This window comes from Streptomyces sp. CRN 30 (genome assembly GCF_034105845.1).
The window spans coordinates 1-19564 of sequence record NZ_JAVRHI010000350.1; the positions used below are offsets into that span (position 1 = coordinate 1).

Sequence of the window (19564 nt, forward strand, 5' to 3'; positions counted from 1 at the left end):
CGCGTCGAGCCCCCACCGCGCGGTGGCGGCCGCCCGGGCGGCATGGGAACGGCGCAGTCCGTCGGCGTACCGGTCGAGGGAACGGGCGGGCGGGGCGTCGAGGTGGTGCTCCTGACCGGGCGCGGGCCTGGCCTCCCGGTCCGCCGTCCCGCCGTCACACGCACCGGCGCAGGCGAGGACCGCGACGGCGAGCACGGCCGCGCCGCGCCGCGCCGGCCTCCGTACCCGCGTCCACTCGACACGCACTCGCGTCCACCGCACACACACCTGTGTCCACTTCGCACGCTTTTGATCATTTTGTCGTACGAATCCCATGGTGTCGCATCCTCCCAGCCCCGGCTCCGCCGCCGGGCCCGACACCGCCGCCGGACGCGCGCCGTCCACCGGCTGGCCCACAATGTCCCGGTGAACGACCTCGCCGAGCCGGCCCCCCTCAGCACCCTCGCCGCCCTCCTCACCCCCGAGGGCCGCGCCCTCCTTGACGAGGTCCGCGGCACCCGGCCCGAGCAGGAGCTCGGGGTCGCGACCCGGCTGCGCCGCGACCACCCGGCCGGCCTGGTCTCGGCGGCCCTCGGGCAGGCGCGGCTGCGGCAGCGGGCGGCGGCGAAGTTCGGCGCGGTGGACGCGGAGCGCATGTTCTTCACGCCGAACGGGGTCGAACAGTCGACGCGGGCGACCGTGGCGGCCTACCGGGCGGAGCGCTTCCGCGCCCTCGGCGTCACCTCCGTGGCCGATCTGTGCTGCGGCATCGGCGGGGACGCGATCGCGCTGGCCCGCGCCGGCATCCGGGTGCTGGCCGTGGACCGCGATCCGCTGACGGCGGCCGTGGCCCGCGCGAACGCGGCGGCGCTCGGCCTGTCGGAGCTGATCGAGGTGCGGGAGGCGGACGTCACGGACGTGGACACCGCCCCGTACGACGCGGTCTTCGTGGACCCCGCCCGGCGCGGCGGCCGCGGCCGGGTGTTCGACCCCGAGGCGTACTCGCCCCCGCTCTCCTGGGCCGTCGGGGCGGCCCGCGGCGCCCCGCACGCGGCGCTGAAGATCGCCCCCGGCATCCCGCACGAGACCGTCCCCGCCGAGGCCGGGGCGGAGTGGATCTCGGACGGCGGGGACGTGAAGGAGGCGGTGCTGTGGTTCGGCGCCGGGGCCGGCACTGGCACTGGCACCGACACGGTCCCCGGACCGGGGACCGTACGGGCCACCCTGCTCCCCGGGCCGCGCACGCTCACCGGGCGCGGGCTGCCGGACCCGCCGGTGCGCCCCGTGGGGGACTACCTGTACGAGCCCGACGGGGCCGTCATCCGCGCGCACCTGGTGGCCGAGGTCGCCGAGGAGGTCGGCGGCGGGCTGCTCGACGCGACGATCGCGTACGTCACCGCCGACGAGCTCCGGCCGACGGAGTACGCCACCGCGTACCGCATCACCGACCGGCTCCCCTTCAACGTGAAGAAGCTGAAGGCCCTGCTGCGGGAGCGGGAGGTCGGCGTGCTGACGGTGAAGAAGCGGGGCTCGGCGGTGGAGCCGGAGGAGCTGCGGCGGAAGGTGAAGCCACAGGGCCCGAACGCGGCGACGGTGTTCCTCACGCGGGTGGCGGGGGCGCCGACGATGCTGATCGGGCACCCGGCGCAGCCGGCCTGAGCATGCGCACACGCGCCAGCAGCAGGTCCCGCTCCCGTCCGTTGCGCGCCAGCCCCGCGGCCCGTTCGAACTCGGCCCTCGCCTCTCCCGTACGGCCGAGGCGGGCGAGCAGGTCGCCGCGGACGCTCGGCAGCAGGTGGTACCCGCGGAGGGCGGGTTCGGCGGCCAGGCCGTCGACGATGTCCAGGGCCGGGCCCGGTCCCTCGGCCATCGAGACGGCGACCGCGCGGTTCAGCTCGACCACGGGCGACGGGGAGCGGACGGCGAGCAGGCCGTAGAGGGTGGCGATCCGCGCCCAGTCGGTCTCCTCGTACGTGTGGGCCCGGGCGTGGCAGGCGGCGATGGCGGCCTGGAGCACGTACGGGCCGGGGGCGCCCGGGGCGGCGGCGCCCGCCCTGCCGAGCGCGTCGAAGCCGCGGGTGATGAGCATGCGGTTCCACCGGCGGCGGTCCTGGTCCTTGAGCAGCACCGGTTCGCCGGACGGTCCGGTGCGGGCGGCCGTGCGTGACGCCTGGAGCTCCAGCAGCGCGTGCAGCCCGTGCGCCTCGCTCTCCTCGGGCATCAGCTGGGCCAGCACGCGCGCGAGCCGGAGGGCGTCCTCGCACAGGGCGGGCCGCAGCCAGTCGTCGCCGGCGGTGGCCGCGTACCCCTCGTTGAAGACGAGGTAGATGACCTCCAGCACGGAGCCGAGGCGGGCCTCGCGGTCCGGCCCGTAGGGCACCTCGAAGGCGACGCCCTTCGCCGCCAGGGTCCGCTTGGCGCGCACGATCCGCTGCGCGACGGTCGCCTCCGGCGCGAGGACCGCGCGGGCGATCTCGGCCGTGGTCAGGCCGCCGAGGAGGCGCAGGGTGAGCGCGATGCGGGCCTCGGCGGACAGGACGGGGTGGCACGCGGTGAAGACGAGCCGCAGCAGGTCGTCGTCGATGTCGTCCGGGTCGGCGGGCGCGTCCACGTGGTGCGCGCCGGTGGCGGTGAGGTCCCGCCCGACCTCCTCCAGCTTGCGCGCGTACCGTTCCCGTCGCCGCACGAGGTCGATCGCGCGGTTCCTGGCGGCGGCCGTCAGCCAGGCACCCGGCCGGTCCGGCACCCCGTCCCGCGGCCACTGCTCCAGCGCCGCGACCAGCGCGTCCTGGGCCAGCTCCTCCGCGATGCCGACGTCCCGCACGATGCGGGTGACGGCGGCGACGACGCGCGGGAACTCGATGCGGAAGACGGTCTCGACGGTGGTGGCCGGCTCGGCGTCATGGCCGGTGCGGTACGGGCCGGTGGTGGGCTGTGGTGTCACAGCCCACCATCCGACACCCGCACAGACGTACGGGCAAGGCCCGGCCTCAGCCCTCGTTGATCTCCCGTACCTCGAGGGTGAGGGTCCAGCCCACGTGCGCCCTGACGAAACGCTTCCCCCACTCCACGGCCTCGGCCATGTCCTTGCACTGCATGAGCGCGTACCCGCCCACGAGCTCCTTGGTCTCGGTGAACGGCCCGTCCGTGACCGACACTTCGCCGCCCTCCAGACGCACCTTCTTGCTCTGCGCGGACGGCAGCAGCCCGGCGGTGTCGAGCAGCACCCCCGCCTTGGTGATCTCCTCCAGCAGCTCGCCCATCCGGTGCTGGATCTCCGGGCTGACGCCCTCGGCGGGGATGTCGTTCTCGTCGTACTGCACCAGCGACAGGTAGCGGGGCACGGTCTCTCCCGGGTGTGGCGGCGGGGCCGTTCCCCGCCTCTCACCCTTGGCGTCGAACGAGGGACACCTGGATCGACACGGTCGCGAAGAGAATTCTCGGACTACCGCAGCGACTCCCACACCTCCCCCGCCTCCGGCTCCTGCGCCACCACCCGGTTCCGGTCCCAGGGGGCCGGCACCACCGGCATCGTCACCATGTCCACCCGGTCGGAGGTGAGGTCGGCGAGGCTGTGGCCCAGGCTCATCAGGGCGGTCAGGGAGTCGAGTTCCGAGTCCGTCGTCAGGTTGCTCGTCACCGTGTCGGCGACGTCGTAGAGCTTGGAGGGACTGGTGAGGAGGTCGGTGGTCGAGACCTGGTCGAGGAGGGCCTTCACCAGGTCCTGCTGGAGGGTGATGCGGCCGAGGTCGCTGCCGTCGCCCACGCCGTGGCGGGTGCGGGCCAGGGCGAGGGCCTGTTCGCCGTCGAGGTGGTGGGTACCGGCCTCCAGCGTCAGGTGGCTGTCCTCGTCGTCGATGTCCTCGTCCGTGGTGACCGTGACCCCGCCCAGCGCGTCCACCAGTTCCGCGAAGCCCGAGAAGTCGATCTCGATGTAGTGGTCCATGCGGACGCCGGTGAGGGTCTCCACCGTCTTGACCGCGCAGACCGGGCCGCCCACCGCGTACGCGCTGTTGAACATCACCCCGTCCGCCGGCGCGGTCGAACGGCCGGACGGCAGCGGGCAGGACGGGCGGGTGACCAGGGTGTCGCGCGGGATGCTGACGACCGTCGCCGTGGTGCGGCCCTCGTCGAGGTGGACCACCATCGCCGTGTCGGAGCGGGCGCCGGAGTCCTCGCCGCCGCCACCGAGCTCCGCGTTCTCCGCGCCGCTGCGCGAGTCGGAGCCGAGGACCAGGATGTTCAGGGAGCCGCTCGGTACGGAGGAGGGCGCGGCGGAGGCGGCGGGGGTCGCCCCGGACCTCGGCGGCCGGTCGTCGCCCAGCGCGGTGTTGATGTCGACGCCGGTGATGTTGTCGTTCAGGTGCCAGTAGGTCCAGCCCGCCCCTCCCGCGCCGAGCACGAGGAGGGCGGCGAGCGTGAGGCCGGCGGCCTTGAGCAGCTTCGGCCGCCGGCCCACGCGTCTGCCCGCGGGTTCGTCGTCTCCGGTCACACCGCCGGCTGCACCGTCGGTCGCACGTTCGGTCGCACGTTCACTCACAGGTAGGAACGTAAGTCCGAATTGTTACGCGTGGGGACCACTGTGCAGGGATTCTTCGGGGAATCTCATGGTGCGCGGGCTAAGCCCGGCCCCGGGTGACCGAACGTCACGCCAAGGTCACCGTCGGCACCGGATTGCTGCCGCTCCAGCTCGCGTTGAACCCGAACGTCACCGCACCGCCGTCCGGCACGCTCCCGTTGTACGCGGCGTTGGAGCAGGTGACCTGGGTGCCGGTCTGGGTGCAGCCGGCGTTCCAGGACTGGGTGATCCGCTGGCCCGCGCCGTACGTCCAGCTCACCTTCCACGAGGACAGCGCCGCCCCGGAGCAGGCGATCCGCACCTGGCCCGTGAAGCCGGTGTTCCACTGGCCCGTGACGGTGTACGCCGCCGTGCACGCGTCCGTCGGCGGCGGCGTGGTCGTACCGCCGAGCGCGGTCGCGATGGCGCCGTACGCCGGTTTCGGCGCGTAGTCCTCGTCGTACGGCGTGGCCGCCCCGTACCCCTCGAAGACGTCCGGGATCCAGGAGTCGGAGTCCGTGAAACCCCACACGGTGACCCCGGTGCACCGGCTCACCGCCACGCACGCGGCCACGACCGCCTCGTACTCGTCGGCCTGCTGCGCCAGCTTGGCCGGGGTGGCGGGGAGCTGCATGCGGATGTCGAGCTCGGTGATCGCCACGTCCACGCCGAGATCGGCGAAGCGCTGGATGTTCTGCTGGAGGGAGGCGGGGACCTGGCCGAGGATCAGGTGCGCCTGGAGGCCCACGCCGTCGATCGGGACGCCGCGCTCCTTGAGCGACCTGACCAGGTCGTACAGCGCCGTGCTCTTCGCGTTGACGCCCTCGACGTTGTAGTCGTTGATGTACAGCTCGGCGGCCGGATCGGCCGCGCGGGCGGCGGTCAGGGCCCGGGCGATGTAGTCCTGGCCGAGCGTGTCGTACCAGAGGGTCCGCCGGTAGGTGCCGTCCTCGTCGAACGGCTCGTTCACCACGTCCCAGGTGGCCAGCCGGCCCTCGTAGCGGCCGACCTCGGTGGCGATGTGGTCGTCCAGCACCTGGCCCAGCTCAGCAGCCGTCCAGCTGCCGTTCGTCAGCCAGCTCGGGTTCTGGCTGTGCCAGACGAGGGTGTGGCCGCGCACCTGCTGGCCGTGCGCCTCGGCGAACTCCACGATCCGGTCGGCCTCGGCCCAGTCGTACGAGCCGCGCACGGGCTCGACCGTGCCCCACTTCATGGCGTTGCCCGGGGTGAGCCCGTTGAACTCGGTGCCCGCGATCTCCCCGTACGTGCCGGTGAGCCGGGAGCCGGTGACCGCGGTGCCGATGACCTTGTCCTTGGCGTCGGCGAGGTCGCGCAGCGGGGCGTCGGCCGCGTGCGCGGCCGTGGCCCCGGCCAGCAGCGCGCCGGCGACCGAGACGCCGGTGAGCAGCGCGGCCAGCCGGGTCCGTAAGGAGGTTCTCGGACGCCGGGGCGGTCTGGAGGTTCTCATGGGGGTGCCTCCGCAGGAAGTGAGTCGAAGTCGAAAGTTTCGACGACGTGGACGACTGACTCCGCAGGAGTGTGGAGAGGCGCGCACCTCCCGTCAATACGTCAGCAGCACGTCAGCACCGCGGCGCCGCCGTGCTGCTCCGCTCCACCAGGCTCGTCGCCAGCTCGACCCGGGTCGCCGAGGACGGCCGCTCCGCACGCCCCAGGTCCAGCACCAGCCGTGTCGCGGCCTCGGCCATCTCCATCAGCGGCTGCCGCACGGTGGTCAGCGGCGGGCCCACCCAGCGGGCCACCGGCAGGTCGTCGAACCCGACCACGCTCAGGTCCTCGGGGACCCGCAGCCCCAGCTCGCGCGCCGCCTCGTAGAGGCCGAGCGCCTGGAGGTCGTTGCCGGCGAAGACGGCCGTGGGGCGGTCGGGCCTGCGGAGCAGGTCCAGGCCCAGGCGGTAACCGGCCTCGTGGTGGAAGTCGCCCGCCTTGATCAGCGCCGGGTCGACCGGCAGCCCGGCCGTCTCCAGGGCGGCGCGGTAGCCGTCCACCCGCGCGCGGCTGCACATCATCCGCGACGGCCCGCTGATCGCGCCGATGCGCTCGTGCCCCAGCTCGATCAGGTGCCGGGTGGCGGCCAGCCCGCCCTGCCAGTTGGTGGCGCCGACGGACGGCACGTCGTCGCCCGGGTCGCCCGCCGGGTCCATCACCACGAACGGGATCGACCTGCTGGTGAGCAGCGCCCGCTGGGACGCGTCGAGCCCCGAGAGGACCAGCACCACGCCGTGCGGGCGGCGGGCGGCGACCTGGTCGGCCCAGGTGCGGCCGGGGGTCAGCCGGCCCGCGCTCTCGGACAGCACCACGCTCAGTCCGCTCTCGCGGGCGACGGTCTCCACACCCCGGATGACCTCCATCGCCCAGGCGCTCTCCAGCTCGTGGAAGACCACGTCGATCAGGGGGGAGCGGGTCGCCTCGGCGCGGCGGCGCCGGTAGCCGTGCGTGCGCAGCAGCTCCTCGACGCGGGCGCGGGTGGAGGGGGCGACGTCGGCGCGGCCGTTGAGCACCTTCGAAACAGTCGGAGCGGAGACCCCCGCCTCGCGGGCGATCTCGGCGAGCGTCGCGGTCTGTGGAGCACGCGCGGCCTGCGTTCCTGCCCGGGGTCCCTCGGTCTTCAACGGCTTCATGGGCGGATCGTATCCCTGCGTGACCCCTTGACGTACCCCCTTGCGCGCCTTACGTTCCCGGAACATTCGAGCCAGGAACCGAAACATTCGCTCGACCTTTTCCGCGAAGGGTGCTGTCATGGAGTCGAACAGAGGGCTGTCCAACGGCGGGCGGTCCACGGGGAGCCGCACGAGCCCGACGAGCCGCGCGTTCAGCAGGCGCTGGGTCCTCGGCGCCGGAGCCACCACGCTGCTCACCACCGGCCTCACCGCCTGCGGCTCCGGCAGCGGCGGCTCGGGCGGCGGCAAGGGCGAGATCACCGCGTTCGTGTACGGGGACAGCGCGGTGAAGATCCAGGAGGCGTCCGTGGACCGCTTCAACAAGTCGGCCGCGGCGAAGGAGACCGGCGGCAGGATCAAGCTGCAGCGGATCCCGGGCTCCGACTACTCCCCGAAGCTGCGTACGGCCATGGGCTCGCCCAGCGCCCCCGACGTCTTCTTCAACTGGGGCGGCGGCTCCATCAAGCCGTACGAGGAGGCCGGCAAGCTCGTCGACCTCACCGACGTCATCGAGGACGACCCGGTGCTCAGGGACGGCTTCATCCCCTCGGTGCTCTCGTCCGGCGACATCGAGGGCCGTCACTACGGCGTCCCCATGCGCGGCATGCAGCCGGTGATCCTCTTCTACAGCAAGTCCGTCTTCGCCGAGCACAAGCTGCGGCCGCCCACCACCTGGGACCAGCTGCTCGACAACAACGCCAAGCTGAAAAAGGCAGGCATCACCCCCTTCGCGCTCGGCGGCGCCGACCTCTGGCCCGAACTGATGTGGCTGGAGTACCTGGTCGACCGCATCGGCGGCCCCGAGGTCTTCCGGCGCATCCAGGACGGCGACGCCGAGGGCTGGGGCGACCCGGCCATGGTCAGGGCGGCCGAGATGGTGAAGGAACTCGTCGACGACGGTGCCTTCGGCTCCGACTTCACCTCGGTGGCGTACACCAACGACAGCGCGCCCGCGGTCTTCGCCAAGGGCAGGGCGGCCATGCACCTGATGGGCTCGTGGGAGTACTCGACGCAGCTCGGCAAGTTCCCCGACTTCGCCCGCAAGGACCTGGGCTGGACGGCCTTCCCCGCGATCGAGGGCGGCACCGGCGACGTCCGCAACGTGGTCGGCAACCCCACCAACTACTGGTCGATCAACGCCCGGACCGAGAACAAGGACGCGGCCATCGCCTTCCTCAAGGACTGTGCCTCCGAGGAGTACGCGCAGGCCCTGGTCGACAACGGCGACGTGCCGACCACCTCGAACGCGGCCAAGCTGCTGGACGCGGCACCGAACCCCGAGTACGCGAGGTTCCAGTACGACATGGTCGCGAAGGCCCCCGCCTTCACGCTCTCCTGGGACCAGGCGCTCGGCGACGAGCTCGGCACCAAGATGCACACGGAGATCGGCAAGCTCTTCGCGGGGAAGTCGAGCCCGAGCCAGTTCGTGGCGGCGTGCAAGGGGCTGAAGTGAGCGTCACGGTCGACAAGCGGCCATCCGGGCGGCCCGCGGCCGCCCGGCCCGCGAAAGGGCCTGCGAAGGGCGCGCGTGCGGGCCGGCCGCACGCCGCCTGGGCGCTGCCCGGCGTCCTGTTCTTCGCCTTCTTCGCCCTCGTCCCGATGGCCCTGGCCCTCTACCTGTCCTTCACCGAGTGGGACGGCCTCAGCGACCCGAAGCCGGTGGGCCTCGCCAACTGGGAGAAGCTGCTGGACGACCCGCGGCTGACCCAGTCCCTGTGGCTGACCGTCCTGCTGACGGTGTGCAGCTGGGCGTTCCAGACGGTGGTGGCGCTGCTGCTCGGCGTGTGGGCGGCGGGCCCCCAGCGCAACCGCGCCGTCCTCTCCGCGGTCTTCTTCGTGCCGCTGGTGCTGTCCTCCGCCGCGATCGCGCTGCTCTTCTACGCCCTGTTGGACCCGAACTTCGGCGTCCTCCGCACCGGCGTCCTCGGCTCGTCCAACGGGGCGTTCCTCGCCATCGTGTTCGTCGGCGGCTGGCAGTTCATCCCGCTGCACACGCTGATCTACCAGGGCGGTGCCCGGCAGATCCCGGCGGTCCTGTACCAGGCGGCGACCGTCGACGGCGCGGGCCGCTACCGCCAGTTCTTCTCGATCACGCTGCCCCAGCTCCGCCACACCATGACGACGTCGAGCGTGATGATGATCGCCGGCTCGCTCACGTACTTCGAGACCGTGCTGCTGCTGACCAGGGGCGGCCCGGGCACCGACACCGCGATCCTGCCGTACCTGATGTACGAGGCGGGCTTCGAGTCGTACGACTTCGGCTATGCGAGCGCCATCGCCTCGTTCCTCGTCATCGCCGCCACCGGGCTCTCCCTGCTGCTGGTCCGGCTGACCGGCTTCGGCTCCATGCGCAGCACCCGAGAAGGGATGTGACGGAGTGTCACACACCACGCTGCCGCGTCCTCCGCGGACCGCCGAGCCCGCCGGCCGCCCGCCCCAGGCACCCCGCCGTACGCACTGGTCCCGGCGTCCGAACCCGGTGGCCGGTCTCGGTGCCACCGTGTGGCTGCTGATCGTCCTGGTCCCGATCTACGCGATGCTGTCGGCCTCGCTCACCCCCCAGGAGCAGGCGCTCACCGAGAACCCCCTGAGACCGCCCACCAACCCCACCCTCGACAACTACGGCACCGTCCTCGACAGCGGCTTCGGCCACCTCCTCACCAACACGGTGATCGTCGCGGTGGCGGTCGTCGCCCTCGTGCTCGTGCTGTCGATACCCCTCGCGTACGTCGCCGTGCGCGCCCGCACCCGCTGGTCGGGGGCTGCGTTCCGGCTGTTCCTGCTGGGCGTCGCGATCCCGGCGCAGGCGGTCGTGGTCCCGCTGTACCTGCTGATCTCCGAGCTCGGCCTGTACGACACGCTGCTCGCGGTCATCCTGCCGACGGCGGCCTTCGCGATGCCGGTCTCGGTGCTGATCCTGACCGGCACGCTGCGCGACATCTCGGAGGAGCTGTACGAGGCCATGGCGCTGGACGGCGCCTCACCGCTGCGGATGCTGCTCCAGCTCACGGTGCCGCTCGCCAAGGGCGGCATCAGCACGGTGGTGATCTACTCCGCGCTCCAGGCCTGGAACGGCTTCCTCTTCCCGCTGATCTTCACCCAGTCGGACGGCCCGCGCGTGCTCACCCTCGGGCTCTTCAACTACGTGAGCCAGTTCGGCGTCAACATCCCCGCGTTGCTCGCCTCCGTCGTCCTCTCCGGCGTCCCGATCTTCGTCGTCTACCTGCTGGCCCGCCGCGCGCTCGTGAACGGCCTGATGGGTGTGGGCGGCAAGTGAGGACCGCTCCGCGGCCGCCCGGCGCTCCCTCCCTACAGCCTCGACAGGAGTTCCATGACCACCGCCCCTCGGCGCGACCCCGCCCCCTGGCGTGACTCCGCCCTGCCCGCCGCCGCCCGGGTCGACGACCTCCTCGCCCGGATGACCCTGGAGGAGAAGACCGCCCAGCTCTACGGCGTGTGGGTGGGCGCCGACACGGACGGCGACGGGGTCGCCCCGCACCAGCACGAGATGACCGCGGAGTACGACTGGGGCGAGCTGATCACCCGCGGTCTCGGCCAGCTCACCCGGTCCTTCGGCACGGCCCCCGTGGACCCGGCGCTGGGCGCGCAGGCACTGGCCCGCGCCCAGCGCCGGATAGCCGAGGCGAACCGGTTCGGCATCCCGGCCGTCGCCCACGAGGAGTGCCTGGCGGGCTTCACGGCCTGGGGCGCGACCGCCTACCCGGTGCCGCTGGCCTGGGGCGCGACCTTCGACCCCGGTCTCGTCGAGGAGATGGCCGTGCGCATCGGTCACGACCTGGCCTCCGTCGGCGTCCACCAGGGCCTGGCCCCGGTCCTGGACGTGGTGCGGGACCTGCGCTGGGGCCGCGTGGAGGAGACCATCGGCGAGGACCCGTACCTGGTCGGCACCATCGGCACCGCGTACGTACGGGGCCTGGAGTCGGCCGGCGTCGTCGCCACGCTGAAGCACTTCGCCGGGTACGCGTCCTCGGCGGGCGCCCGCAACCTCGCGCCGGTGCGGGCCGGGGCGCGGGAGTTCGCGGACGTGACGCTGGTGCCGTTCGAGATGGCGCTGCGGGAGGGCGGCGCCCGCTCGGTGATGGCGGCCTACAACGAGGTCGACGGCGTGCCGGCGTCGGCGGACCCCGCCCTGCTGACCCGGCTGCTGCGCGACGAGTGGGGCTTCACCGGCACGGTGGTCGCCGACTACTTCGGCATCGGCTTCCTGGAGACCCTGCACAAGGTGGCCGGCTCCCCGGCCGAGGCGGCGCACGCGGCGCTGGCGGCGGGCATCGACGTGGAGCTGCCGACACTGCGCTGCTACGGGGACGCGCTGGTGGACGCGGTCCGGGCGGGCACGGTCGACGAGTCGCTGGTGGACCGGGCGGCGCGCCGGGTGCTGCTCCAGAAGTGCGAGCTGGGGCTGCTGGACGAGGACTGGGAGCCCGCGCCGGCGGAGCGGATCGACCTGGACTCGGCGGCCAACCGCGCCCTCGCCCGCCGGCTGGCCGAGGAGTCCGTGGTCCTGCTCGCCAACCCGGACGGGCTGCTGCCGCTCGCCCCGGACACCCGTATCGCGGTGGTGGGCCCGCGCGCGGACGACCCGCTGGCCATGCTCGGCTGCTACTCGTTCCCGTCCCACGTGGGCGTCCAGCACCCCGACAAGCCGGTGGGCATCGAGATCCCCACCGTCCTTCAGGCCCTGCGCGGCGAACTCCCCGACGCCAAGATCACGTATACCGAGGGCTGCGACACCTCCGACCCGGACACCTCCGGTTTCGCGGCGGCCGTGGCGCGGGCCGCCGAGGCGGACGTGTGCGTGGCGGTCCTCGGCGACCGGGCGGGGCTGTTCGGCCGGGGCACCTCGGGCGAGGGCTGCGACGTGGCCGACCTGACCCTGCCCGGGGTGCAGGGGGAGCTGCTGGACGCGCTGGTCGCGACCGGGGTGCCGGTGGTGCTGGTGCTGCTGACCGGCCGCCCGTACGCGCTCGGCCGCTGGGACGGGAAGGTCGCCGCGACCGTGCAGGCGTTCTTCCCGGGCGAGGAGGGCGGTCCCGCGGTGGCGGGTGTCCTCTCCGGCCGCGTGAACCCCTCGGGCCGGCTCCCGGTGAGCGTGCCCCGCTCCCCCGGCGGCCAGCCGTGGACGTACCTCCAGCCGCCGCTGGGCCTCGCGGGCGAGGTCAGCAGCCTCGACCCGACCCCGCTGTTCCCCTTCGGGCACGGCCGCTCGTACACCGAGTTCACCTGGAGCGGTGTCACGGCGCCGGACACGGAGATTCCCACGGACGGGTCGTACGACCTGGCGGTCACCGTCACCAACACGGGTGAGCGCGCGGGCGCCGAGGTCGTCCAGCTCTACCTGCACGACCCGGTCGCCCAGGTGACCCGGCCGGACGTCCGGCTGATCGGCTACCGGCGGGTGGAGCTCGCCCCGGGCGAGGCGCGGCGGATCACCTTCCGCTTCCACCCGGACCTGTCGGCGTTCACCGGCCGCGCGGGCCGCCGGATCGTGGAGCCGGGCGCGCTGGAACTGCGGCTGGCCGCCTCCGCCGCGGACGTCCGGCACACCGCGCGGCTGACGCTGACGGGACCGGAGCGGGTGCTCGGCCCCGGCCGGCGGCTGCGCTGCGCGACCGAGGTGTCGGCACCGGAATGAGGTCCCGCCGCCTCAGTCCTCCGCCACGTCCACCGACTCGAACCGCCACCGGTGCACCGCCCGGGTCACCAGGTCCGCGGCCGGCTCGGGCAGTTCGGGGAGGTCGGCGTCGTACGGGGCGTCCCACCAGGTGAGGACCAGGACCCGGTCCTGCGGGGCGCGGAGGGTCTCGCGGCGCAGCGGTGCCGTCGGCAGCTCCTGCGCCCGGGCCCAGGCGAGGAGGTCCGCTCCGCGCCCGGGGACGGCCCGGGCCTCCCACATCAGGGCGACGGTCACGAGTACAGGTTCTCCTTGCTGACCTCGTGCACGTGGTCGTGGTGGTGACGACCGGGCACGTGCGGGTCGGTCACCGGCAGCGAGGAGTCCGCCGAGAGGTCCCAGTCGGAGGCGGCGCGGTTCCGGGCGACCATCTCCGCGCCGAGCGCCGCGACCATGGCGCCGTTGTCCGTGCACAGCTTCGGCCGGGGCACCCGGAGTCGGATGCCGGCGGCCTCGCAGCGCTCCTGGGCGAGGGCGCGCAGCCGGGAGTTGGCCGCGACGCCGCCGCCGATCATCAGGTGGTCGACGCCCTGGTCCTTGCAGGCCCGTACGGCCTTGCGGGTCAGCACGTCCACCACGGCCTCCTGGAAGGACGCGGACACGTCGCGCACCGGCACCTCCTCGCCGGCCGCCCGCTTGGCCTCGATCCAGCGGGCCACCGCGGTCTTCAGCCCGGAGAAGGAGAAGTCGTACGCCGCGTCGCGCGGCCCGGTCAGCCCCCGCGGGAACGCGATGGCCTCCGGGTCGCCCTCGCGCGCGTACCGGTCGATGACCGGGCCACCGGGGAAACCGAGGTTCAGCACGCGCGCGACCTTGTCGAAGGCCTCGCCGGCCGCGTCGTCGATGGTCGCGCCCATCGGCTTCACGTCGGAGGTGATGTCCGTGGACAGCAGCAGGGAGGAGTGCCCGCCGCTGACCAGCAGCGCCATCGTGGGCTCGGGCAGCGGGCCGTGCTCCAGCTGGTCCACGCAGATGTGGGAGGCCAGGTGGTTGACGCCGTAGAGGGGCTTGCCGAGCGCGTACGCGAACGCCTTCGCGGCCGAGACGCCGACGAGCAGCGCGCCCGCGAGGCCGGGGCCCGCGGTGACCGCGACGCCGTCGAGGTCCTTGGCGCTGACGCCCGCGTCCTTCAGGGCGCGCTGGATGGTGGGGACCATCGCCTCCAGGTGGGCGCGGGACGCCACCTCGGGGACGACCCCGCCGAAGCGGGCGTGCTCGTCGACGCTGGAGGCGATGGCGTCGGCGAGCAGGGTGGTGCCGCGGACGATGCCGACACCGGTCTCGTCGCAGGAGGTCTCGATGCCGAGGACGAGCGGCTCGTCGCGTGAGTCAGCCATTGATGTCGGTTCCTTGTACGCCGTTCACGGAGGTTGCAGGGTCGGTCAGCCGCATGACCAGGGCGTCCACGTTCCCCGGCTGGTAGTAACCGCGTCTGAAGCCGATCGGTTCGAAGCCGAAGCGTTCGTAGAGCCGTTGCGCCCGGGAGTTGTCGACCCGGCACTCCAGCATCACTTCGGCGCATTCGAAGGCGGTCGCCGCCCGGAGCAGTTCGGTCAGCAGCCGGCCGCCGAGGCCGGTGCCCCAGTGGTCGCGGGCGACGGCGATCGTCTGGACGTCCGCCAGCTCGCCGGAGGCGGCGAGGCCCGCGTAGCCGACCAGCCGGGGCCTCGCCCCGGCCCCCGCCCCCTCCTCGGCCGTCTCCGCTGCCGTTCCCTCCGTCGCTTCCTCGGCCACGACGTACCGCCGTGTCGCGCCGTGCCCGCGCGCGTGGGCCAGCTCCGACCAGAACATCCCCCGCGACCAGGCGTCCTCGGGGAAGAGGCCCTTCTCCAGCTCCAGTACGGGATCGATGTCCCACCAGCGCATCTCGCGCAGCACGGTGGTCCCGGCTCCGGTCACCTGGGTCACTTGGGGGTGACCACCTTGTAGTTCTTGGGCACCTGCGCGTCGGGCCGGCGCAGGTACAGCGGCCGGGGCGCGGGCAGTTCCTCGCCCGCGGCCAGCCTCTCGGCCGCCAGGGAGGCGAGCGCGGCCGCCGACACGTGTTCCGGCTCGTGGGCGCCGGCGAAGGTGTCGGGGTAGAGCAGCGCGCCCGCGCCGACGGCGGGCAGCCCGGCCACCGCGTCCGCGATGTCCGCGGGCCGGTCGACGGCGGGCTCGGTGACACGGGTGCGGGAGTCCGCGTAGCGGGCCCAGTACACCTCCTTGCGGCGGGCGTCCGTCGCCACGACGAACGGTCCGTCGAGGTCGGCGGCGTAGGCGAGGGCGTCCAGCGTGCACAGTCCGTGGACGGGGACCCCGAGGGCGAGGCCGAAGGTGTCGGCGGTCATGAGGCCGACGCGCAGCCCGGTGTACGGGCCGGGCCCGACGCCGACGGCGATGCCGGTGACGGCGTCGAGTCGGGTGCCCGCCTCGGCCAGGACCCGGTCGACGGCGGGCAGCAGCAGCTCCCCGTGCCGGCGCGCGTCCACCTGGCTCGACGAGGCGACGACGGCCGTCCCGTCGTGCAGGGCGACGGTGACGGCGGGAGTGGCGGTATCCAGAGCGAGCAAGAGCACGCAAACAGCCTACGGCGCCCGAGCCGGGGAGGCTGCCGACCCGGCCTCCCCCTCCCCTGCTGCTACCGTCACTGCGAGACGTACGCACCAGCGATGACGATGACGCACGGACGTTCGAAGGGTGGGCGCAGAAGGTGGCCAAGAGCAGCTCGGGAATCGTGGCCGGGCTCACCGCGGCAGCCATCGCCGCAGTCGGTTTCCTCGCCTACCAGGCATCGGCGAACGTGCCGGACGACCTGGGCCGGCCGGCCGCTTCAAAGTCACCGGCGGCCGCACGGTCGTCGGCTCCCGCGAAGCAGGAGGACCCGACGGCCCTGCCCGCGGAGTCGGGCACGGGCGAGCGGGTCGTGTACTCGCTCGGCAAGGACCGGGTCTGGCTGGTCGGCGCGGACGGGAAGGTGCGCCGCTCCTTCGTGGTCACCCCCAGCACCGTCGACCCGCCCGCGGGGACCTACCAGGTCACCTCCCGCAACAACGCGGTCACCGGTTCCGACGGCGTGCCCATCGAGAACGTCGTCCTCTTCACCACGGTCGACGGCGTCCCGATCGGCTTCAGTGCCGCGGTCGACGGCTCCACGCCCACCCCCGACCCGACCGTCAGGACGGGCGGCATCCGTGAGTCCCGCGAGGACGGCGCGGCGATGTGGGAGTTCGCGACGAGCGGGGCCACGGTCGTCGTCGTGAAGTAGGCGCGGCCCGGGCAGGCACGGCTCGGGCAGGCACCGCCCCCGGACCGGCTACGCGGCCTCGGGGTGCCGTCGCGTCTCGCCCGCCGGGGGCGTCACGGCGGGGGCGCGCGGCGGTGTGGACACCGCGCTGGCGGCGGCGCACGAGGCCAGCAGGTCCCGCATCGGGACTCCGGCCACTCCTGACGTCCCCGTTCCCGTCGGCCCGGCCGTCGTGGCCGTCGGCACCGCGCGCGGCAGTGCCCTCTCGCGTTCTGACGCCTGCATGGACGCCTCCTGGGCTGCGGGGGCGGGCGAGTTAGGTAAACCTAACCACGGACTGGATACCATGTGACCACGCCGGGGACGCCGAACGCAATATGTTGCCGACGGCATGTCGGTTAATAGGCGGAAGCTACGACACGACGTGGTCGGGCCCAAGGTGCCGAAACACCCCGGGCCCGACCACGTCGCGAGTTGCGCTGGTGCTGGTGTTCTTGCCGTGCCGCCGGCCGGGCCTTCAGGACCGGAGCGCGCCCAGGTCCGCCGTGGCCCAGCGGTCCCCGATGCCCGTCAGCCTCACCTGCCGCACCTCGTCCGTCGTGTCGCCCACCGCCCGGTGGATGAACAGGTGCAGGCGGTCCTCGGTCAGTTCCTCGACCTTGCCCTCGCCCCACTCCACGACCACCACCGAGTCCGGCAGGGACACGTCGAGGTCGAGGTCCTCCATCTCGTCGAGCCCGCCGCCCAGGCGGTACGCGTCCACGTGGACCAGCGGCGGCCCGTCGCCCAGGGAGGGGTGGACGCGCGCGATGACGAACGTCGGCGAGGTGACCGCGCCCCGCACGCCCAGCCCCTCACCGAGCCCCCGGGTCAGCGTGGTCTTGCCCGCGCCGAGCTCGCCGGTGAGCATCACGAGGTCGCCCGCGCGCAGCAGTCCGGCGAGGCGGCGGCCCAGCTCCCGCATCCGGTCCGGGGAGTCGACGGTGAGCTCGGCGGTGACGTCCGGCACGGGAACCCCAGCGGGGTCGTGCGGTGCTGCGGGTGCTTCCATGGCCCCCACGGTAGCCCCTGCCGGCCCTCCCCACGGTCCCCCGCCTCCGCCGCGGGCGCCCCGGCCGGCTCACCCCCGCAGGACCGCGCCGCGCGCCCGCTCCCTCGCCCGCGTGAGGAGCTCGGCGAGCCGGTCTATGACGGCCTCGGGGTGTTCCAGCATCACCAGGTGCCCGGCGTCCGGTACGAGCACCAGCTCCGCGTCCGGCAGCAGCTGCGCGATCGCCTCGCTGTGCCCGCTGGGGGTGACCAGGTCGTCGACCCCGGCCAGCACGAGCACCGGCAGGCCGGCGAAGTGCGCCAGCGCCTCCGTCTTGTCGTGGTCGTCGAAGGCCGGGTAGTACTCGGCGACCACGTCGATCGGGGTGCTCTCGATCATCCGCTCGGCGAAGCGCGCCACCGCCGGGTCCACGTCCCGCGACGCGAACGAGTACCGCTTGATGACCGAGGCGAACAGGTCGGCCGTGGCCCGCCGGCCCCGCTCCACCAGCTCCGCCCGCTGCCCGAGCGCCTTCAGCACTCCGGGCAGGACCCGCCGCACCGCGTTGACGCCCGCGACCGGCAGCCCGAAGTTCACCTCGCCGAGCCGCCCCGACGACGTGCCCACGAGGGCCACGCCCACCACCCGCTCCCGGACCAGTTCGGGGAACTGGGCGGCCAGCGCCATCACCGTCATGCCGCCCATGGAGTGCCCGGCGAGCACGATCGGCCCGCGGGGCGCGGCCGTGTCGATGACCGCCTTCAGGTCGCGGCCGAGCTGGTCTATGGTGACCGGCGCCCCGCCGTCCGCCTGGGCCGCGCCGCGTCCCGAGCGGCCGTGGCTGCGCTGGTCCCAGTGCACGGTGCGGACGACGCCGCGCAGCGCGGCCCGCTGGAAGTGCCAGGAGTCCTGGTTGAGGCAGTAGCCATGGCTGAAGACGACGGTGACCGGGGCAGGGGTCCGGCGGCCGAAGAGCCGGCGTCTGCGGGGAGCGAGGCCGGGGTCCTGCTCCACCTCGTCGACCTCGTAGTACAGCTCCGTGCCGTCGTCGGCCCGCGCCTTGCCGGGGGTGCCGCGCAGCGCCCCGTACGGTCCGGCCGCGTCGAGCGCGAGCCGCGCCTTCCGGCGCATGCCGCGGCCCACGGTGAGCCGCTCGACCGCCACTCCGGCGGCGGCGCCCGCGGCGACCACGCCTATCGCCACGCCCGCGAGACCGGCCCTGCGCCAGGACCCGGCGGCGGCCGCGGCCGTGACGGCCTCCACCGCCTCCGCGCTGCTCTCGCTCACGTCCCGCTCCTCCTCACCGGGGTCCGGTGGCCGGTACGGCCCACCGGACGGTCTGGTGTCGTCCTCTGGTCGTGGTGGTGCTGCGCTCGCCGTCCGCATACCTAGGGGGTCACCCGAACGGGGGCGGTCCATGTGACCGATCGTCCGCGGTTCACCCAGCGGCGTCGGCCCCGTCCGAAAGGTCTCCGTTGTCCACGTAGACGCGCGGAACGCGTGTCCCGATGCGCGTGACGACCTCGTAGGCGATGGTGCCCGCCGCCTTCGCCCAGTCCTCGGCGGTCGGCTCGCCCGCGTCACCCGGCCCGAAGAGGACGGCCCGGGTGCCCACGGGCGGCTCGTCCCCGCCCAGGTCGACCACGAACTGGTCCATCGCGATCCGCCCCGCGACCGTGCGCCACTTGCCGGCCACGAGCACCGGACCGGTGCCGGAGGCGTGGCGCGGGACACCGTCCGCGTAGCCGACGGGGACGAGGCCGAGGGTGGTGGCGCCCGGGGTGGTGTAGTGGTGCCCGTAGCTGACGCCGTGGCCCGGCGGGACGTGTTTGACCAGGGCGAGCGACGCGCTGAGCGTCATCACCGGCCGCAGCCCGAAGTCCTCCGGGGTGCCGGTCTCGGGGCTGGGCGAGATGCCGTAGAGCGAGATGCCGGTGCGCACGAGGTCGAAGTGGGCCTCGGGGAGCGTGAGGGTGGCCGGCGAGTTGGCGATGTGCCGGACCTCAAGGCGGGCGCCCCGCTCCTCGGCGTGCGCGAGCATCTCGCGGAAGCGGGTGAGCTGGGCCGCGATGGAGGGGTGGCCGGGCTCGTCGGCACAGGCGAAGTGCGACCAGACGCCGACGACCCGGACCAGTCCGTCGGCCTCCGCGCGCAGGGCGGCGCCGACCAGCTCGGGCCAGTCGTGCGGCTGGCAGCCGGAACGGCCGAGGCCCGTGTCCGCCTTGAGGTGCACGCGCGCGCGTGCGCCCGCGCGGGCCGCCGCCTCCGTGACCTCCCGCAGCGCCCACATCCCGCTGACCGAGACGTCGATGTCGGCCTCGATCGCCTCCCGCCAGGGCCCGCCCGGCGTCCAGAGCCAGCACATGACGCGGCCCGGCAGCCCGGCCGCGCGCAGGGC

19 protein-coding genes and 1 pseudogene are annotated in these 19564 nt (G+C 73.6%); 6 read left to right on the top strand and 14 right to left on the bottom strand.

The features are described from left to right. Positions 1-246: pseudogene (locus tag UW392_RS37305) on the bottom strand (polysaccharide deacetylase family protein); the annotation flags it as partial. Between the two features lie 159 nt (positions 247-405). Here UW392_RS37305 and UW392_RS37310 point away from each other — a divergent pair. Then, positions 406-1638: a THUMP-like domain-containing protein gene (locus UW392_RS37310; RefSeq protein WP_320779665.1), complete on the top strand. Its 1233-nt coding sequence runs from the start codon at positions 406-408 to the stop codon at positions 1636-1638. Here the strand turns inward: UW392_RS37310 and UW392_RS37315 are convergent. The 5 genes from UW392_RS37315 to UW392_RS37335 form a co-directional block, all read right to left on the bottom strand. Further along, positions 1580-2923, bottom strand: coding sequence for an RNA polymerase sigma factor (locus UW392_RS37315; RefSeq protein WP_414496897.1), 1344 nt, complete (start codon positions 2921-2923; stop codon positions 1580-1582). The genes UW392_RS37310 and UW392_RS37315 overlap by 59 nt on opposite strands. A 46-nt stretch (positions 2924-2969) precedes the next feature. Then, positions 2970-3323 (bottom strand): YciI family protein, encoded by a 354-nt coding sequence (locus UW392_RS37320; RefSeq protein ID WP_320779666.1) that lies wholly within the window; start codon positions 3321-3323, stop codon positions 2970-2972. 101 nt (positions 3324-3424) lie between these two features. Then, positions 3425-4471 carry an LCP family protein gene (locus UW392_RS37325; RefSeq protein WP_320779667.1) on the bottom strand — a complete coding sequence of 349 codons (1047 nt, stop codon included), beginning with the start codon at positions 4469-4471 and terminating at the stop codon, positions 3425-3427. A 154-nt stretch (positions 4472-4625) separates the two neighbouring features. Beyond that, the gene (locus UW392_RS37330; RefSeq protein ID WP_320779668.1) at positions 4626-6005 is read right to left on the bottom strand and encodes an endo-1,4-beta-xylanase; all 1380 of its coding nucleotides are present in this window, start codon (positions 6003-6005) and stop codon (positions 4626-4628) included. Between the two features lie 112 nt (positions 6006-6117). Beyond that, a complete protein-coding gene (locus UW392_RS37335) occupies positions 6118-7176 on the bottom strand; it encodes a LacI family DNA-binding transcriptional regulator (protein WP_320779669.1) in 1059 nt (352 codons plus the stop codon). 118 nt (positions 7177-7294) lie between these two features. Here UW392_RS37335 and UW392_RS37340 point away from each other — a divergent pair, with 118 nt between their 5' ends. From UW392_RS37340 to UW392_RS37355, 4 genes are read left to right on the top strand one after another with little or no spacing between them, the layout of a single operon-like run. Next, positions 7295-8668, top strand: coding sequence for an ABC transporter substrate-binding protein (locus UW392_RS37340; RefSeq protein ID WP_320779670.1), 1374 nt, complete (start codon positions 7295-7297; stop codon positions 8666-8668). Further along, positions 8665-9588: a carbohydrate ABC transporter permease gene (locus UW392_RS37345; protein WP_414496899.1), complete on the top strand. Its 924-nt coding sequence runs from the start codon at positions 8665-8667 to the stop codon at positions 9586-9588. The genes UW392_RS37340 and UW392_RS37345 overlap by 4 nt, the downstream gene beginning before the upstream one ends. 4 nt (positions 9589-9592) lie before the next feature. After that, on the top strand, positions 9593-10492 hold the full coding sequence (locus tag UW392_RS37350) for a carbohydrate ABC transporter permease (RefSeq protein WP_414496901.1): 900 nt from the start codon (positions 9593-9595) through the stop codon (positions 10490-10492). Between the two features lie 54 nt (positions 10493-10546). Then, complete coding sequence (locus UW392_RS37355) at positions 10547-12871, top strand: glycoside hydrolase family 3 N-terminal domain-containing protein (protein WP_320779671.1); 2325 nt, start codon at positions 10547-10549, stop codon at positions 12869-12871. Positions 12872-12883: 12 nt separating this feature from the next. Here UW392_RS37355 and UW392_RS37360 read toward each other — a convergent pair whose 3' ends face one another. From UW392_RS37360 to tsaB, 4 genes are read right to left on the bottom strand one after another with little or no spacing between them, the layout of a single operon-like run. Next, entirely contained in the window at positions 12884-13147 is a 264-nt protein-coding gene (locus tag UW392_RS37360; RefSeq protein ID WP_320779672.1) for a hypothetical protein, read from the bottom strand. Continuing rightward, positions 13144-14247 (bottom strand): tRNA (adenosine(37)-N6)-threonylcarbamoyltransferase complex transferase subunit TsaD, encoded by a 1104-nt coding sequence (gene tsaD, locus UW392_RS37365; protein ID WP_320779673.1) that lies wholly within the window; start codon positions 14245-14247, stop codon positions 13144-13146. Before tsaD ends, UW392_RS37360 begins: the two co-directional genes overlap by 4 nt. Further along, positions 14240-14776, bottom strand: coding sequence for a GNAT family N-acetyltransferase (locus tag UW392_RS37370; RefSeq protein ID WP_320779683.1), 537 nt, complete (start codon positions 14774-14776; stop codon positions 14240-14242). Before UW392_RS37370 ends, tsaD begins: the two co-directional genes overlap by 8 nt. A 38-nt stretch (positions 14777-14814) precedes the next feature. Further along, entirely contained in the window at positions 14815-15468 is a 654-nt protein-coding gene (gene tsaB / locus UW392_RS37375) for a tRNA (adenosine(37)-N6)-threonylcarbamoyltransferase complex dimerization subunit type 1 TsaB (RefSeq protein ID WP_320779674.1), read from the bottom strand. Between the two features lie 134 nt (positions 15469-15602). Here tsaB and UW392_RS37380 point away from each other — a divergent pair, with 134 nt between their 5' ends. Next, the gene (locus tag UW392_RS37380) at positions 15603-16157 is read left to right on the top strand and encodes a hypothetical protein (RefSeq protein WP_320779675.1); all 555 of its coding nucleotides are present in this window, start codon (positions 15603-15605) and stop codon (positions 16155-16157) included. A gap of 48 nt (positions 16158-16205) precedes the next feature. Here the strand turns inward: UW392_RS37380 and UW392_RS37385 are convergent, their stop codons facing one another. The 4 genes from UW392_RS37385 to alr form a co-directional block, all read right to left on the bottom strand. Further along, a complete protein-coding gene (locus tag UW392_RS37385) occupies positions 16206-16421 on the bottom strand; it encodes a hypothetical protein (protein WP_320779676.1) in 216 nt (71 codons plus the stop codon). A 232-nt stretch (positions 16422-16653) separates the two neighbouring features. Then, positions 16654-17187, bottom strand: a complete 534-nt coding sequence (gene tsaE / locus UW392_RS37390) for a tRNA (adenosine(37)-N6)-threonylcarbamoyltransferase complex ATPase subunit type 1 TsaE (RefSeq protein ID WP_320779677.1) — start codon at positions 17185-17187, stop codon at positions 16654-16656. A gap of 69 nt (positions 17188-17256) precedes the next feature. Continuing rightward, on the bottom strand, positions 17257-18453 hold the full coding sequence (locus tag UW392_RS37395; protein WP_320779678.1) for an alpha/beta hydrolase: 1197 nt from the start codon (positions 18451-18453) through the stop codon (positions 17257-17259). Between the two features lie 151 nt (positions 18454-18604). Then, positions 18605-19564 (bottom strand): alanine racemase (gene alr / locus UW392_RS37400; RefSeq protein ID WP_320779679.1); only part of this gene is annotated, 960 nt, incomplete at its 5' end.